This is a genomic window from Mesorhizobium sp. Z1-4, assembly GCF_004000235.1.
Lineage (GTDB): Bacteria > Pseudomonadota > Alphaproteobacteria > Rhizobiales > Rhizobiaceae > RCIO01.
The window spans coordinates 1,026,375-1,041,804 of record NZ_RCIO01000001.1 but is presented as its reverse complement, the minus strand read 5'-3'; the positions used below and the strand labels follow the sequence as shown (position 1 = coordinate 1,041,804).

Below are 15,430 nucleotides of genomic sequence, written 5' to 3'. Positions count from 1 at the left end.
TTCATTGGCTCATCTCCCGCGACCACGAAATTGCATTGACGTAGATTCCCAGCGGATTGGCGCGCAGGCGCTCGGCGTCGCGCGGCGGCTGGATGACGATAGTGAGGATGGCCGTCCATCGTTCCGTGGTGGAAAGCTGGCCGTTCTCGAAATGCCTTTCCGTCCACGCGACGCGGAAGCTGTTGGGCGAGGCCCGGATGACGCTGGACACCTCGACGGCGACCTGTTGGCGGCCGACCTTGGTGAAAGGGTCATTGGCGCGGGCGTAATCGTTCAATGCCGCCGCGCCGCGATCCGTGGTCCATTCATAGGCGCGAAGCCAGTTCTGGCGGACGATGATCGCGTCGGCCGGGATCGCGCGGACCTGTTCGATGAAGCGGCCGAGATGGAAAGCAATCTGCGGATCGGTCGGGCGATAGTCGGCATTGGCTGGCGCGACGGTCTGCGCCTGACCGAGATTGTCCACCTGCACGACCCAAGGCACCACGGTCCCACGCGCGGACTGCCAGACCAGCGCAGAGGCGAAGCCGGCCGAGAGGATCAGCGAGCCGAAGGCCATGAGCCGCCAGTTCCGCGCCTGCACGCGGGCCGAGCCGATACGCTCGTCCCACACTTGCGCGGCGCGCTGATAAGGCGTCTCGGGTTCCGGCGTCTTGCCGTAATGAGTTGCTGGTCGTTTGAAGATGCTCATGAGCGGTCACTTTCGGAAAGATTGATGGAGGAACCGGAGCCGTGGCTGTCGCCGGAGCGCACCGCATGGGCGGCCATGGTCGTGCCGTGGTTGAGGGCTTGCGAACGCTGCATGCGCTGCGCCCAGGCCGGAGGACCGGCGGATGGTGCCGGCGATGCGGGCGCAGCATCGCTCCCGCCGACCGTTCCCATGGTGGAGCTGCCGCCGCTTGCGCCGAATCCGGCCTTCGAACCTTCGGAGAAGCTGGATTTGACGGATTCGCTGGCCCGCGCGGCGGCGCGTTTGAGGGGTGAGATGGCGGCCGAACCTGCTGCGCGGCCGACGCCGCCGAGACCGGAGGCGACGCCTGCCGCGCCGGACTGGCCAAGCGATCCGACGCTATAGGCGGCGGTCGCCGCGCCCGCGGTGGCCGCGCCGCCGCGGACGGCCGCGGCCCCGCCGGACAGGGCAGCGGCACCACCTTTGGCGGCGAGCATGGCCCCGCCGCCAGCGGCGACGGCTGCACCTGCGACCGCAAGCCCGGTTCCCACGGCAGCACCCGCGCCGAGCTGCGGGCCGCCCGAAACGATGCCGTTTGCTATGCCGGGGCCGAAGATGCCGAGGCCGAGCAGCGACAGAGCTGCCAGCACAATCGCCATGGCGTCGTCGATGGTCGGGGTCGCCCCGCCGAAACCGGCCGTGAATTGCGAAAACAAGGTGCTGCCGATACCGATGATGACGGCGAGCACCAGAACCTTGATGCCGGAGGACACCACGTTGCCCAAGACCTTCTCGGCCATGAAGGCGGTCTTGCCGAACAGGCCGAAGGGGATGAGGACGAAGCCGGCAAGCGTGGTCAGCTTGAACTCGATGAGGGTCACGAAAAGCTGGATGGCGAGGATGAAGAAGGCCAACACCACGAGCGCCCATGCGAACAGCAGGCACGCGATCTGGATGAAGTTCTCGAAGAAGGCGATCCAGCCCATCAGGTCGGAAATGGAGTCGAGCAGCGGGCGGCCGGCGTCGAGGCCGGTCTGCGCTACGCGGCCCGGCCGCGTCAGACCGGTGACAGAAAAGCCGGTGCCCGACGCCATGAGACCGAGGCCGGCGAAGCTCTCGAAGACGATCCGGGCGAGGTTGTTCCAATTGCCGATGATGTAGGCGAAGACGCCCACGAAAAGGGTCTTCTTCACCAGCCGAGCGATGATGTCGTCATCTGCGCCCCATGCCCAAAAGAGCGCGGCAAGCGTCACGTCGATGACGATCAGGGTGGTAGCGATGAAGGCGACTTCGCCAGACAACAGCCCGAACCCGCTGTCGATGTAGCGCGTGAATACGCCGAGGAAATTGTCGATGACGCCCGTGTTTCCCATGGTCAGCGCGCCTCGCTGCGGTCACGGCCGAGGAAGCGGTCGCGGGATTCAGCCCATGCGGCGAGGCAGTCGGTGTCGCTCGCCGCCGCCTCGCCGAGTTGCTGGCAACGGCGCAGGGTTTCGCGCAGGGGATCGGCCGGGGGCTGGAGGGCCGATGCCGGCCGTGACGCGGAAGGCTCGTCCTTCCGCGTCATGTCGATTGCGGTCACTGTCAAGGCAATCGCAACGAACACCACGGCCCCGAGCCGGACCAGCATCTTGCCGTCCATGGCGAGCCTCCCGGTCAGTTGTTGCCGTTGTTGAACATCTGCGCGTTACCCGGCTGATAGCCGCTGCCGGGCGTCAGGAAACGCTCGCGCTGGATGCGGCCCTGTTCGGCGGCGGTCGCGCGCTCGGCTTCGGTCAGCGCGTCGGCGCGGCCGTTCGCCGAGATGACCGCGATCAGATCGGAAAGCTGCTGTGACTGGAGCGCGAGAAGCTGGTTGCCGGCCTGCGTGGCTTGCAGCGCGCCGGTCGCGCCTTGGCTCTGGCCGACAAGCGCGGCCATCTCGGCGCGGTTGCTGTCGATGTTGCCGACCGCACCCGCCTGCACGCGCATTGCGTCCTGCAAGCCGCCGACCGTGTTCTCCCACCGGCTGCGCGCATCGGCGACAAGCTGGGCGTCGGTCGTCGAAAGCGAGACGTTGCCGTATTGCTGTTGAAACGCTTGGTCGATCTGCCCGACCTCGAACGCGATGTTCTGCGCTTGGCTAAGAAGCTGCTGCGTCCGGCTCACGTTCTGCTGGAGCTGCTGGAGCGACGAATACGGCAGGCTCGCCAGATTGCGGGCCTGATTGATGAGCATCTGCGCCTCGTTCTGGAGGCTGGTGATCTGGTTGTTGATCTGCTCCAGCGTGCGCGCTGCCGTGAGCAGGTTTTGCGCGTAGTTGCTCGGGTCATAGACGATCCGGCCGAAACCGAATTGCGCATGGGCCGGGCTTGCCAGCATGGGCGACAGCGCGACGGGCACTGCGAGCGCCAGCGCGAGGGCCGAAGCCCCGACAAACTTGGGATAGGTCATGGAAGAATCTCCTGTGTGGGGTGGGTATCGAGCCGGGCCGGCGCGGCGGATTCCGGCCGGTCGGCAAGATTGGTGAGGTTGGGGATCAGCTCGGCCGCCCACTCGACGCCGCGCGCGCGTAGCCATGCGGCGAGGAAGCCGTCGCGGCCGTGTTCGGCGACGATCTGTGCAATGAGCGTCTGGTCGGATTTGGCGGATGCGGCGCAGAGCGCGAGGCCGATTTCGGACAGGCCAAGCTCGAACAGGCGATTGCCGCGCCTCGACTGGCAGTAGTAGTCGCGCTTGGGCGTGGCCCGTGCGAGGATTTCGATCTGCCGGTCATTCAACCCGAAACGCCGGTAAATCTCGGTAATCTGCGGCTCGATGGCGCGCTCGTTCGGCAGCAGAAGCCGCGTCGGGCAGCTCTCGATGATCGCGGGCGCGATGTTGCTGCCGTCAATGTCGGACAGGCTTTGCGTGGCGAAGATGACGCTGGCGTTCTTTTTGCGGAGCGTTTTCAGCCATTCGCGGAGCTGGCCGGCGAAACCCTCGTCGTCCAGCGCAAGCCAGCCTTCATCTATGATGAGAAGCGTCGGCCGCCCGTCGAGCCGGTCGCCGATGCGGTGGAACAGGTAGGACAGCACGGCCGGGGCCGCTCCAGTCCCGACAAGGCCCTCGATCTCGAACGCCTGCACATCCGCCGAGCCGAGATGTTCGGCTTCGGCGTCGAGCAGCCGGCCATAGGCACCGCCGACGCAGAACGGCCGGAGCGCCTGTTTCAGATCGTTGGATTGCAGCAGCACCGCAAGGCCGGTGATGGTGCGTTCCTCGACCGGGGCCGAGGCCAGCGAAGTCAGCGCCGTCCAAAGATACTCTTTGACCTCGGGCGTGATGGCGATGCCTTCCCGCATGAGGATGGCGGCGATCCAGTCCGCCGCCCATGCGCGTTCATAGGTGTCGTGGATGCGGGCGAGCGGCTGGAGCGAGACGGACGCCTCGGCCCCTTCTGTCAGCCCGCCACCAAGGTCGTGCCAGTCGCCGCCCATGGCGAGCGCGGCGGCGCGGATGCTGCCGCCGAAGTCGAAGGCGAAGACCTGCGATCCGGCGTAGCGCCGGAACTGCAAGGCCATAAGGGCGAGCAGCACGCTCTTGCCCGCGCCCGTGGGGCCGACGACAAGGGTGTGCCCTACGTCGCCGACATGCAAAGACAACCGGAACGGGGTTGAGCCTTCGGTCTTTCCAAAGAGCAGAGGGGGCGCACCGAAATGCTCGTCCCGTTCCGGCCCCGCCCACACCGCCGACAGCGGGATCATGTGGGCGAGATTCAATGTGCTGATGGGCGGCTGGCGGACATTGGCGTAGGCGTGTCCGGGCAGGCTGCCGAGCCATGCGTCAACCGCGTTGACGCTCTCGGGCATGGCGGTGAAGTCGCGCCCCTGAACGATCTTCTCGACCAGGCGCAGCTTCTCGTCGGCTAGGCGCGGGTCGGCATCCCATACGGTGACGGTGGCCGTGACATAGGCCATGCCCGCCACGTCCGCGCCGAGTTCCTGCAAGGCCATGTCGGCGTCGAGCGCCTTGTTGGCCGCGTCGGTGTCCACCAGCGCGGACGCCTCGTTGGTCATCACCTCTTTCAAGATCGCGGCGATGCTCTTGCGCTTCGCAAACCATTGGCGGCGGATGCGGGTCAGCAGCCGCGTCGCGTCGGTCTTGTCGAGCAGGATCGCGCGCGTGCTCCACCTGTAGGGGAACGGCAGGCGGTTCATTTCGTCGAGCAGGCCCGGCGTCGTCGCGGTCGGGAATCCCACGATGGTCAGCACGCGCAGATGCTTGGTCCCAAGGCGCGGCTCCAGCCCGCCGGTCAAGGGCTGGTCGGCGAGCAGCGCATCGAGGTGCATGGGCACCTCGGGCACGCGCACGCGATGCCGGTTGGTCGAGATGGTGGAGTGGAGATAGGTCAGCGTCGCGCCATCATCCATCCAACGGCACTCGGGCATGAAGCCGTCGAGCAAAGCCAGCACGCGGTCGGTGCGGTCGATGAAGCCGCGCAGCAGCTCCCACGGGTCCACGCCGGTTTTCTCGCGGCCCTCGTAGAGCCATGTTTCGGCGCGGGCGGCTTCCTCGGCCGGGGGCAGCCAGAGGAAGGTCAGGAAATAGCCCGACACGAAATGCGTGCCTGCTTCCTCGAACCCGGCTTTGCGCTCGGCATCGACCAGCGCCGATGCCGCATCGGGAAAGGTGCTGTCGGGATAGGTCGCGGCCTCGCTGCGCTGCGCCTCAACAAAGATGCTCCAGCCGGAGCCGAGGCGGCGCACGGCGTTATTGATGCGGCCGGCGACGGCGACCAGCTCGGCCGCGACGGCGGAATCCAGATCGGGACCGCGAAACTTCGCGGTCCTCTGAAAACTGCCGTCCTTGTTCAAGACGACGCCGGAGCCGAGCAATGCGGCCCATGGCAAATAGTCGGCGAGCCGGGCGGCGGTGCGGCGATATTCGGAAAGGTTCATCATGGCCGCGCCCTCACACCGCCAGATGGCCGGGGACGCGCAGATGCCTACGCCCGACCTCGACGAATTGGGGATCGCGCTTCGCCGCCCATACGGCTGCGAAATGGCCGATTGCCCAAATGGCGATGCCGACCAGCCAGAGGCGCAAACCGAGGCCCACGGCTCCGGCCAGCGTTCCGTTCATGATGGCGATGGAGCGCGGTGCGCCGCCGAGCAAAATATGCTCGGTCAGCGCCCGGTGGACCGGGACCGTGAAGCCCGGCACCGCGTCGAGCAGTTCGAGGCCGCCCGCCATCAAACGAGCGCCCCGCCGCCGAACGAGAAGAAAGACAGGAAGAAGCTCGATGCGGCGAACGCGATGGACAGGCCGAAAACGATCTGGATCAGGCGACGGAAGCCGCCGCTGGTATCGCCGAACGCGAGGGTCAGGCCCGTCACGATGATGATGATGACGGCGATGATCTTGGCGACCGGCCCCTCGATGGACTGGAGGATTTGCTGCAAGGGCTGTTCCCATGGCATCGACGAACCGGACGCATGGGCGGCCGGGGCAAGCATGAGGCTGATGGCAAGGGCAGATGCGGCGGTCGTGGCGAAGCGATAGCCGCGCGTAAGGGTGCGGATCATGAAGATTCTCCTGTGCTGGTGGGGATTGCCGAAGGGATGGGATGCGTGATGCGGTAGTCGCCGTCCGGCCCCAGCCCCTCGACGCGGGCAAGCTCGGCCAGCCGGCGCGCGGAACCGCGCCCGGAAAGGACGGCAACAAGGTCGATAGTCTCGGCGATCAGCGCACGCGGGACCGTGACGACAGCCTCTTGGATGAGCTGTTCAAGGCGACGAAGCGCGCCGATGCCGGTGCCGGCGTGAATGGTGCCGATCCCGCCGGGATGGCCCGTGCCCCATGCTTTGAGCAGGTCGAGGGCTTCCGATCCGCGCACCTCCCCAATCGGGATGCGGTCGGGGCGCAGGCGCAGCGAGGACCGCACAAGGTCCGACAGGCTGGCGACGCCATCCTTGGTGCGCAGCGCCACCAGATTGGGCGCGGCACATTGCAGCTCGCGGGTGTCTTCGATGATGACGACACGATCCGCGCCCTTGGCGACCTCCGCCAAAAGGGCATTGGTGAGCGTGGTCTTGCCGGTGGAAGTGCCGCCCGCCACCAAGATATTGGCGCGGGCTGCGACGGCTTCGCGCAGCGTTTCCGCCTGATCGGCAGACATGATGCCGGCGGCCACATAGTCGTCGAGCGTGAACACCGCGACGGCAGGTTTACGGATGGCGAAGGCCGGCGCGGCGACCACGGGCGGCAAAAGGCCCTCGAACCGTTCCCCGCTCTCGGGCAGCTCTGCCGAGACGCGGGGGCTGCGGGCATGAACCTCTGCGCCGACATGATGCGCGACCAGCCGCACGATGCGTTCGCCATCGGCGGCGGACAGGCGTTCGCCCGTGTCGGAAAGCCCTTCGGACAGCCGGTCCACCCAAAGGCGACCGTCCGGGTTCAACATTACCTCGACCACGGCCGGGTCTTCGAGCAGCCGGGCAATGGCGGGGCCGAGCGCGGTGCGCAACATGCGCGCGCCGCGCTGGATCGCTTCCTGTCTGTGGTGGTTGGTGGTCATGTCGGCCCCGGCTTCTGGCGGGGCGCAACAGGCGGTCCCCGGATCGGGGTCGATTAAGAAAGCCCGGAATTGGGCCGGTTCAACAAGTATCTAAGCGGCGGCGGCAATCGGCGGCCATCGGCGGTAAATAGGACGGGTCCGAATACTTATTCTTGATCGCCGTTGCTCTCGGATTCGTCCGGCAACGGATCGTCGGGAAGTGAGTCGAGGTCGCGCGACAGCTCTTTGAGGAACCTGTCGCCGGTCGCCAGACGCCGGCCGAGATTCTGCTGCCTTTCCACCTCTCCTTTTTGCTACCGAAGTTGCGATCAGGCTTGTCGCACGTTATTAATGGTCATGCCCTATGTTAAAAATGACGACGTTCTCGTGAGGTATGAGACGTTTGGTGATGAAACGAACCTGCCTCTTGTCCTGATCTTTGGCATCAGCATGACCTGTGAGGACTGGTTAGAACTTGGCTACATCTCAGGATTGGCTAAGGAATTTCATGTCGTATGTGTCGAACCTCGCGGGCACGGGCTAAGCACATGCCCCACGAATTCGTCCTCTTACGCATTGCCCAAAATGGCTTCTGACATTGAAACGGTAATCAACACCCTAGATCTAGTAAATCCATTAGTCTGGGGATACTCGCTCGGCGCAAAAATAGCGCTCGCTGCCGCCGTTCAAAATCCAGAGGCTTATCGAGGATTGATTCTTGGGGGGTTCGAGCTTCACTCTGAAGTCGATTTGGCGACAGATATGGTTGCCGAAACATTTTCCAGTGGAGCACAAGCTTGGCTTGCTGTTTGGATGCAAATGTTCGATGTGCCGGACGGCATGGCCACCCGTCTTGCTCGCGTCAACACCAACGCACTTCATGCATTACGCACCGCTGAAGCTGAATGGCCGCCCTTGGGTGCGGCTTCTGAGTCGTTCACTGCGCCAGTTTTACTTTATGCAGGCGAAAAGTGCTTTTTTCGGAATGCAACAGCCGCCGCCGTCGCACATTTCCCATCAGCACGGTATCTCGAACGCCCTGGGCGAAATCACTTTGATCTGATGCCTGATAGCGCGTGGATAACCGGAGAGGTAGTTCAGCAATTCGGAAGCTCTAGATAACATTGATGCGTTGACGGAGAGAAGTAGGCGAACCTAGCGCCGCGCATAGCGACTATAGTCGGTGCAATAATCTTCATCAGCGCTCCTGCGTTGGATGATTGTTCAACCCCGGAAGACCTTCTTCAGGCCCAACATCTCTCGTAATCTCCTTCAAGAACCTGTCGCCCGTCGCCAGACGCCGGCCGAGATTCTGCATGAATCCTTCAAACCGTTCCGCACCTTTCGCGCGGGCAGCAGATTGCGCGGCTCCTGAAAGCGGCGGCGTGATGGTCATCCAGAAATGGATGAACTGCGCGACCGTCTCGCCGAGGACGGCGAGATCTAGGTCGAGCGTGTCGATCTGGCGGCCGAGTTTATCCAAGCGGCGAGACATGGCGGCTTCAAGCTGGTCGTCGGCATCGCCGGACAGGTAGGACATGACCGCCGCCTCCACGATGGCGGATTTCGAGACATTGCGGCGCAGCGCCGCCGAGCGGCGCAGCGCCATCGCCTCGATCTGCGGGATGAGCGCTGGGTCGAAATAGAGATTCAGGCGGGTGCGTGTGGTCATAGGCGTGTCCTCAAAGCTCGATTCCATCATCGGGGTTCATCGCCACCTGCCGCGCCACCATCCTCATGCGCTGGCGGATAGTGCGGGCCTTGGCCGCGTCAACATCCGGCTCGTCGTCCAGAATGTCGAACTCCTGTTCGGGGGATGGCGGCGGGGTGACGATTTCCTCATGCTCGGGCAATTCCGGCTCGCGGCGGATGCCGGCGTTGGCCGGATCGCCCTCGGTCGCATCTGCGGCGACCGTTGCGGAACGGCTTCCCGCCGCGACCACGCGGCCGGACCAGTCATCGGCGGATGGGCTGGGCGCCAGCGGAGCGGCGACCAGATCGGGCGGGGTCAGGATGCGTTCCTGAAACCGCGCATCCTCGAAATAGCGGGCCTTGGTTGCGCGGATCGGCGGCGTGCCCGCGACCATGACGATTTCGTCGGTTGGCGGAAGCTGCATGATCTCGCCCGGCGTGAGCAGCGGCCGAGCCGTCTCCTGCCGTGAAACCATCAAGTGACCTAACCACGGTGCAAGGCGATGGCCGGCGTAGTTGGTGGAATCGCGCAACTCGGTCGCGGTGCCAAGCGCGTCGCTCACCCGCTTGGCCGTCCGCTCGTCATTCGTGGCGAAGCTGACGCGGACGTGGCAGTTGTCGAGGATGGCGTTGTTCGGCCCATAGGCGCGCTCGATCTGGTTGAGGCTCTGCGCGATCAGGAAGCCTTTGATTCCATACCCCGCCATGAAGGCGAGCGCCGATTCAAAGAAGTCGAGCCGGCCGAGCGCCGGAAACTCGTCCAGCATCAACAGCAGGCGATGGCGCTTGCCGGAGGTGGTCAGTTCCTCGGTCAACCGCCTGCCGATCTGGTTGAGGATCAGGCGGATAAGCGGCTTGGTGCGGTTTATGTCGGACGGCGGCACGACCAGATAGAGCGTGACGGGCCGGCGGCTGCCGACCAGATCGGCAATGCGCCAGTCGCATCGTGCCGTCACCTGCGCCACCACGGGATCGCGGTAGAGGCCGAGAAATGACATGGCTGTGGAAAGGACGCCGCTGCGCTCGTTCTCGCTCTTGTTCAGCAGCTCGCGGGCCGACGACGCGATGACGGGATGAACGCCAGCCTCGCCGAGATGCGGCGTATCCATCATGGCGCGCAAGGTCGCCTCGACCGGGCGACGCGGATCGGACAGGAAGTTGGCAACGCCCGCCAAGGTCTTGTCCTTCTCCGCATAGAGGACATGCAGGATCGCGCCGACCAGCAGCGAATGACTGGTCTTTTCCCAATGGTTCCTTTTGTCCAAGCTGCCTTCGGGATCGACCAGAATATCCGCGATGTTCTGCACGTCGCGGACTTCCCATTCCCCTTGCCGGACCTCCAGCAGCGGGTTGTAGGCCGACGATCTGGCGTTGGTTGGATCGAACAGCAGCACGCGGCCATGCTTCGCGCGGAAGCCCGCTGTCAGCGTCCAGTTTTCGCCTTTTATGTCGTGGACGATGGCGGATGCGGACCATGTCAGCAGCGTCGGCACCACCAGCCCGACACCTTTGCCGCTGCGCGTCGGGGCGAAGCATAGGACATGCTCCGGGCCATCATGGCGCAGGTAGTCCCGGTTGTATCGGCCGAGCAGGACGCCATCGGGACCGAGCAGGCCGGCGGTGCGGATTTCCCTATCCTCTGCCCATCGCGCCGAACCATAGGTGGCGACGTTGCGCGCCTCCCGTGCCCGGATGATCGACATGAGGATGGCGGCGGCGATGGCGAGGAAACCGCCCGATACGGCGATGATGCCGCCCTCGACGAAGATCGCGGGCGCGTAGGCGTCGAACGAAAACCACCACCAAAAGAAGGCCGGCGGATAATAGACCGGCAGGCCAACCAGCTCGAACCACGGATTGCCAAGCTGGGGCTGGAAGCCGAGGCGAAACGCTACCCATTGCGTCGCCGCCCACGTCATCACCAAGACGATGGTGAAGACTACGGCGATCTGACCCCAAAGGATTCGGCCTCCGCGCAATGCAGGCTCCAGTCGGCAAAAGAGACGGAGCCGATCAGAGAGTAGGCAAAATCGGGACAGGCAACAGGAAAGCGGATGCGAGAGGGCTGCCGGATACTATCGGCGGCAAATAGGACGGGTTGCATTCACCGCCATCCGGCCGGGTGATCGCCGCTGCTCAACTGGTCGGGCGAATCGCCGCAATGGATGCCTCGGATAGCCCTCGCGTCATGTCGCCGCTGTCACATATGTAACTTGCATAATGGAAGTAACGCCATTATGGATGTGCCATGCAACGAACAAGCTTTCTATCATCCGAATGTCCCGCAGCCCGAGCGCTGGAAAGCGTCGGTGACTGGTGGAGCATCCTGATCCTGCGGGACGCCTTCCAAGGGTTGAGCAAATTCGATGAATTCGAGAAGAATCTCGGTATTTCCACGAACATTTTGGCGAGGCGATTGAAACATCTCACAGCCGAAGGGTTGTTTGAAAGGCAACGATACAATGATCATCCGCCTCGATTTGAATACGTCCTTACCGACAAGGGGCGAGATTTCTATCCGGTAGCAATCGCCCTGTTCGCATGGGGAAACCGGAATCTTGCGCCCAATGAAATAGCCATGCGCCTTGGCGACAGGGAAACCGGTAGGGAACGAAACGCCATCATAGTCGATGCGGATACTGGAGAAAAAATCACTCCTGAAAACACGGTTCTTCTAGCAGGCCCAGCGGCGACGGAAGAAACGATGCGCGTCATAAACCGTGTGAAGCGGGTAAACTCAGAAAAAGCGGAATAATCAAATGCGTCGAATTGTTATAACCGGCATGGGTCTGGTGGGCCCTCTTGGTTCCGGGACCGAAACAAGCTGGAAAAGGCTCTTGGAAGGAAAATCAGGAATTAGGAGTTTGCCCGATGAAATCTCCAGCGACCTGCCGGTGAAAATCGGAGGACTCGTTCCCAGCCTGATTGAAGATTCCGAAGCCGGTTTCGATCCCGATGTGATCGTTGACACAAAGGATCAACGAAAAATGGATCGCTTCATTCTGTTCGCACTAGCGGCCGCGATGGAGGCTCTTGAAACGGCGGGATGGCATCCTACGTGCGACTACGAACGTGAGCGCACGGCGACAATTATTGCCTCTGGTATAGGCGGATTTCCTGCAATTGCTTCAGCAGTTCGTATAACGGATACACGGGGAGCACGGAGGCTATCACCCTTTACCGTGCCATCGTTTCTGGCCAATCTCGCGGCAGGACATGTTACCATCAGGCATGGATTTACAGGTCCTATTGGCACGCCTGTAACCGCCTGCGCTGCCAGCGTTCAAGCCATCGGCGACGCCGCGCGGCTGATACGCTCTAACGAGGCCGACATCGCTCTGTGCGGCGGGGCAGAAGCATGCATTGATAAGGTTAGTCTTGGGGCATTTGCTGCCGCGCGAGCACTATCCACCGGCTACAATACTACCCCGGAACTGGCGTCGAGGCCGTTCGACACCGGGCGCGATGGTTTCGTAATGTCTGAAGGGGCGGGTCTGATCGTCATAGAGGAATTAGAACATGCCCTCGCTCGGGGTGCCAAGCCCATAGCGGAATTGGTGGGATACGGCACAAGCGCCGATGCACATCATATGACTGCCGGTCCAGATGACGGCCGAGGCGCGGCCCGTGCGATGGGAATTGCACTCCACAGTGCTGGGTTGAAACCAATCGATATTCAACATTTGAACGCACATTCCACCTCCACCCCCGTAGGAGATCGAGGAGAAATTGCCGCGATACAATCCGTGTTCGGCAATCATGATGTGGTCGTAAGCGCCACGAAATCGGCTACGGGGCACCTACTTGGTGCCGCAGGCGGTATTGAGGCAATCTTCACGGTGCTCGCTTTGCGCGATCAAATTGCTCCCCCAACGAGAAATTTAGAAACCCCCGATCCTGTTGCCGCTGGTATCGACCTCGTTCGCCAATCTGCGCGGCCCATTCTCATGGAACATGCCATTTCCAACGGATTCGGCTTTGGCGGTGTTAATGCAAGTGTCGCTTTCCGGCGATGGCAGTAACAGTCCCGGACTGTGCTTCCGCAAACACTTCGGTTCGCTACGCAACGATGGTCAGATAACGCTTTTGAGAGGAAGGTCGAATAGAGCATTGATCCTATAGCGCCGGTCCTATCTGCCCGCGCAGACCTCGCTGCTGAGCTGGCGGTTGATGACCGGCCGCCACGGGACAAGGGTGCATTTATGGCTCTTTTCAACCACAGCGAACTGGCTGCTGGATAATTGTACGGTGCCGGTGGACTTGTCGCTCACGCCTTCGCTATCCGTGGTAGTATCGAACGGTAGTCCGTGCAGACCTTCCGGCCCATGTCGTTGGCGAGGCTGAGCAGGTTGCGAAGCGCCGCGCTGCGATTGGACGGCGACCAGACAGCCGAGAAGGCGACCGGCTCCGGCTCGTCGGTGAAGGGCAAAAAGACAATGCCGTTTGTCGGCAACAGCGCCGTGGCCGCGCCGACGATGGTGATGCCAAAGCCCTGTCCGACCAAAGACAAAAGGGTGCCACGCCCCACGTCGAAGCGCAGGATCGACGGCGCAGGCCAGCGCTCGGCATGGCGTAGCACGATATGGCTATGAACCTGCGGTCCAGTGCCGCCATGCCTGACAAGGAACGTCTCGCCTGCCAAATCGGGCCATGTGACGGCTGACCGCTTGGCGAGCGGATGCCGTTCCGGTAGCACCGCCAAGAGCGGTTCGGTCCATGTGCGACGGGAATGGCAGTCGGGTGGTTGGGGCGTGCCCGCGACGAACGCCACGTCCAACCTGCCGGCGCGAAGCTGCACCACCGCTTCACGGGCCGGGCCTTCGGCGATCTCGACTTCAACATCGGGGTAATCCTTGCGGTATTGGCCGATCAGCTTTGCGAGGAAGCTATGCGGAATCAGGGCATGGATACCGATACGAAGCCGGCCGCTTTCTCCGGCTGCCGCCATGCCGGCGGTTTTCACCGCATGGTCGAGTTGGTCAATACCTACGGCTATCCGCTCGACGAAATGGCGTCCGGCCTCGGTCAGCCGAACGCCGCGCGCATGACGCTCGAACAAGAGGATGCCGAGGTCTTCTTCCAGTGCCTTCACGCGGGCGCTGACGCTGGACTGTGCAACGCCGAGCGCGTTGGCGGCGTGACGGAAGTTGAGATATTCGGCGACAGCGAGAGTGTGAACTAAGGTCATCATTGGCACTCGCCCCGAAAGGAGATGATTGCTCAACAGATTTAATCCGTCATTTCTCCTAAGTCTACGCATGCCAAATCGCCATGACTAAATCACAATGAAGTTGCGAATGGTCTGCGTAGTATTGGCAGACATATTAAATAGAGGATCGCGCCGACAATCCAAACCCAACCGTTCCATGCCCCGGCGGTGGCAGAATAGAGTGCTGTGAAGCCAAGCGGTCCTGCGATAGAGCTTAGATTGGTGAGGCTCGTTAGCGTTCCTTGCAAAGCCCCTTGCTTGTTACTGCTGACATTGTTTGAGAGCATTGCCTGCAAGGCCGGCATGCCAACACCCCCGGCGGCAAGCAGCAACAGAATCGGGAACACCATCCATCCCTGCGTGGCAAAAGCCAGAAGAACGAAGCCAGTCGCATCCGCAGCCATGCCAAACAGCAGCGTGCGCCGCTCTCCAAGCCGGCTTGAAAGCGGGCCGGTAACAAACGCTTGGAAGATCGCATGTGTTGCCCCAAACGCCGCGAGCGACAAACCAACGGTCGCGGTGTTCCACTGAAAACGGTCCTCGCCATATATGACCCATAGGGCTGCAGGCACTTGGCCGATCAGTTGAATAATGAAGAAAACTGCGAAAAGCGCACCTAGCCCGCGCAATGCATCATCCAGCCGTAACAGAACGAATGGTTTGATGCGAACCGGCTTTCCGGTCCCGCCATGGCTGTGATGAGTCTCCTTGAGGAAAATGCAGGCAAGCAGGAACGCGAACCCGTTGAGAAGGGCGGCGGCGATAAACGGGGCATGAGCAGAGATACCACCGAGCATGCCACCAAGTGCTGGCCCGGCAATCATGCCCGCCCCATAACAGGCCCCCATGTAGCCGAACCAGCGTGCGCGAGAACCTTCCCCCGTCGAATCGGCAATGGTTGAGGCTGCTACAGCTCCGGTTGCGCCCGTGACGCCGGACACGAGTCGGCCGATATAGAGCACCCATAAGACCGGCGCTGATGCCATAATCGTGTAATCGACTGCGGCTCCTGCAAGAGAAGCCAGAAGTACCGGACGCCGACCGTAAGAATCCGAAAGCTGTCCAAGCATGGGCGCGAAGACGACCTGCATCAATGCATAGAGCGACAGCAAGGCACCATAGTGTCCAGCGACCTGCTCTGCTGGCACAAGCTCACGCAGAAGCGTCGGAAGGACGGGCATGATGAGGCCGAGACCCATGGCGTCAAGACCCACGATCAGCAGGGCAATGATGGCAGAGCTGCGCACCTGAAACTCCAGCGCCGCTCAATGGAGCGACTTTATCAACGATAAGGAGATGGACATAGAACTTATCGGTGATAAATTGTCAAGCACTGGCGAAG

At 62.5% G+C, this 15,430-nt stretch carries 16 protein-coding genes and 1 pseudogene; 3 read left to right on the top strand and 14 right to left on the bottom strand.

What is annotated here, in order from left to right:
- Nucleotide 1: 1 nt before the first annotated feature.
- The 9 genes from trbF to EP165_RS04950 form a co-directional block, all read right to left on the bottom strand.
- Nucleotides 2-691, bottom strand: a complete 690-nt coding sequence (gene trbF / locus EP165_RS04990) for a conjugal transfer protein TrbF (protein ID WP_031623919.1) — start codon at nt 689-691, stop codon at nt 2-4.
- Nucleotides 688-2,043 carry a P-type conjugative transfer protein TrbL gene (gene trbL, locus EP165_RS04985; protein WP_029074256.1) on the bottom strand — a complete coding sequence of 452 codons (1,356 nt, stop codon included), beginning with the start codon at nt 2,041-2,043 and terminating at the stop codon, nt 688-690. Before trbL ends, trbF begins: the two co-directional genes overlap by 4 nt.
- A gap of 2 nt (nt 2,044-2,045) precedes the next feature.
- Nucleotides 2,046-2,312 carry a putative entry exclusion protein TrbK-alt gene (gene trbK-alt / locus EP165_RS04980; RefSeq protein ID WP_031623918.1) on the bottom strand — a complete coding sequence of 89 codons (267 nt, stop codon included), beginning with the start codon at nt 2,310-2,312 and terminating at the stop codon, nt 2,046-2,048.
- 14 nt (nt 2,313-2,326) lie between these two features.
- Nucleotides 2,327-3,103, bottom strand: a complete 777-nt coding sequence (gene trbJ / locus EP165_RS04975) for a P-type conjugative transfer protein TrbJ (protein ID WP_029074258.1) — start codon at nt 3,101-3,103, stop codon at nt 2,327-2,329.
- On the bottom strand, nt 3,100-5,592 hold the full coding sequence (gene trbE / locus EP165_RS04970) for a conjugal transfer protein TrbE (protein ID WP_029074259.1): 2,493 nt from the start codon (nt 5,590-5,592) through the stop codon (nt 3,100-3,102). The genes trbJ and trbE overlap by 4 nt, the downstream gene beginning before the upstream one ends.
- Before the next feature lie 10 nt (nt 5,593-5,602).
- Nucleotides 5,603-5,884, bottom strand: a complete 282-nt coding sequence (locus EP165_RS04965) for a VirB3 family type IV secretion system protein (protein ID WP_029074260.1) — start codon at nt 5,882-5,884, stop codon at nt 5,603-5,605.
- Nucleotides 5,884-6,216, bottom strand: a complete 333-nt coding sequence (locus tag EP165_RS04960) for a TrbC/VirB2 family type IV secretion system protein (RefSeq protein WP_029074261.1) — start codon at nt 6,214-6,216, stop codon at nt 5,884-5,886. Before EP165_RS04960 ends, EP165_RS04965 begins: the two co-directional genes overlap by 1 nt.
- The gene (gene trbB / locus EP165_RS04955; RefSeq protein WP_029074262.1) at nt 6,213-7,208 is read right to left on the bottom strand and encodes a P-type conjugative transfer ATPase TrbB; all 996 of its coding nucleotides are present in this window, start codon (nt 7,206-7,208) and stop codon (nt 6,213-6,215) included. Before trbB ends, EP165_RS04960 begins: the two co-directional genes overlap by 4 nt.
- Nucleotides 7,209-7,354: 146 nt before the next feature.
- The gene (locus EP165_RS04950) at nt 7,355-7,489 is read right to left on the bottom strand and encodes a hypothetical protein (protein WP_255302509.1); all 135 of its coding nucleotides are present in this window, start codon (nt 7,487-7,489) and stop codon (nt 7,355-7,357) included.
- A 49-nt stretch (nt 7,490-7,538) separates the two neighbouring features.
- Here EP165_RS04950 and EP165_RS04945 point away from each other — a divergent pair, with 49 nt between their 5' ends.
- The gene (locus EP165_RS04945; protein ID WP_031623917.1) at nt 7,539-8,309 is read left to right on the top strand and encodes an alpha/beta fold hydrolase; all 771 of its coding nucleotides are present in this window, start codon (nt 7,539-7,541) and stop codon (nt 8,307-8,309) included.
- A gap of 76 nt (nt 8,310-8,385) precedes the next feature.
- Here EP165_RS04945 and EP165_RS04940 read toward each other — a convergent pair whose 3' ends face one another.
- Both EP165_RS04940 and EP165_RS04935 read right to left on the bottom strand, forming a co-directional pair.
- Nucleotides 8,386-8,859, bottom strand: coding sequence for a hypothetical protein (locus tag EP165_RS04940; protein WP_029074263.1), 474 nt, complete (start codon nt 8,857-8,859; stop codon nt 8,386-8,388).
- A 10-nt stretch (nt 8,860-8,869) separates the two neighbouring features.
- Nucleotides 8,870-10,858 (bottom strand): conjugal transfer protein TraG, encoded by a 1,989-nt coding sequence (locus EP165_RS04935; RefSeq protein ID WP_029074264.1) that lies wholly within the window; start codon nt 10,856-10,858, stop codon nt 8,870-8,872.
- A 269-nt stretch (nt 10,859-11,127) separates the two neighbouring features.
- On the opposite strand from EP165_RS04935, the gene EP165_RS04930 reads away from it, so the two are divergent.
- Entirely contained in the window at nt 11,128-11,634 is a 507-nt protein-coding gene (locus EP165_RS04930) for a winged helix-turn-helix transcriptional regulator (RefSeq protein ID WP_031623797.1), read from the top strand.
- Between the two features lie 4 nt (nt 11,635-11,638).
- Nucleotides 11,639-12,901, top strand: a complete 1,263-nt coding sequence (gene fabF / locus EP165_RS04925; protein ID WP_084639837.1) for a beta-ketoacyl-ACP synthase II — start codon at nt 11,639-11,641, stop codon at nt 12,899-12,901.
- A 123-nt stretch (nt 12,902-13,024) separates the two neighbouring features.
- Here the strand turns inward: fabF and EP165_RS20655 are convergent.
- From EP165_RS20655 to tet(G), 3 genes and pseudogenes are all read right to left on the bottom strand, one after another.
- Nucleotides 13,025-13,210, bottom strand: a pseudogene (locus tag EP165_RS20655) (DUF3363 domain-containing protein); the annotation flags it as partial.
- Nucleotides 13,147-14,067, bottom strand: a complete 921-nt coding sequence (locus EP165_RS20650; protein WP_239498451.1) for a LysR family transcriptional regulator — start codon at nt 14,065-14,067, stop codon at nt 13,147-13,149. The pseudogene EP165_RS20655 and the gene EP165_RS20650, both read right to left, overlap by 64 nt.
- A gap of 92 nt (nt 14,068-14,159) precedes the next feature.
- Nucleotides 14,160-15,335: a tetracycline efflux MFS transporter Tet(G) gene (gene tet(G), locus EP165_RS04910; protein ID WP_001257840.1), complete on the bottom strand. Its 1,176-nt coding sequence runs from the start codon at nt 15,333-15,335 to the stop codon at nt 14,160-14,162.
- Nucleotides 15,336-15,430 lie beyond the last annotated feature (95 nt).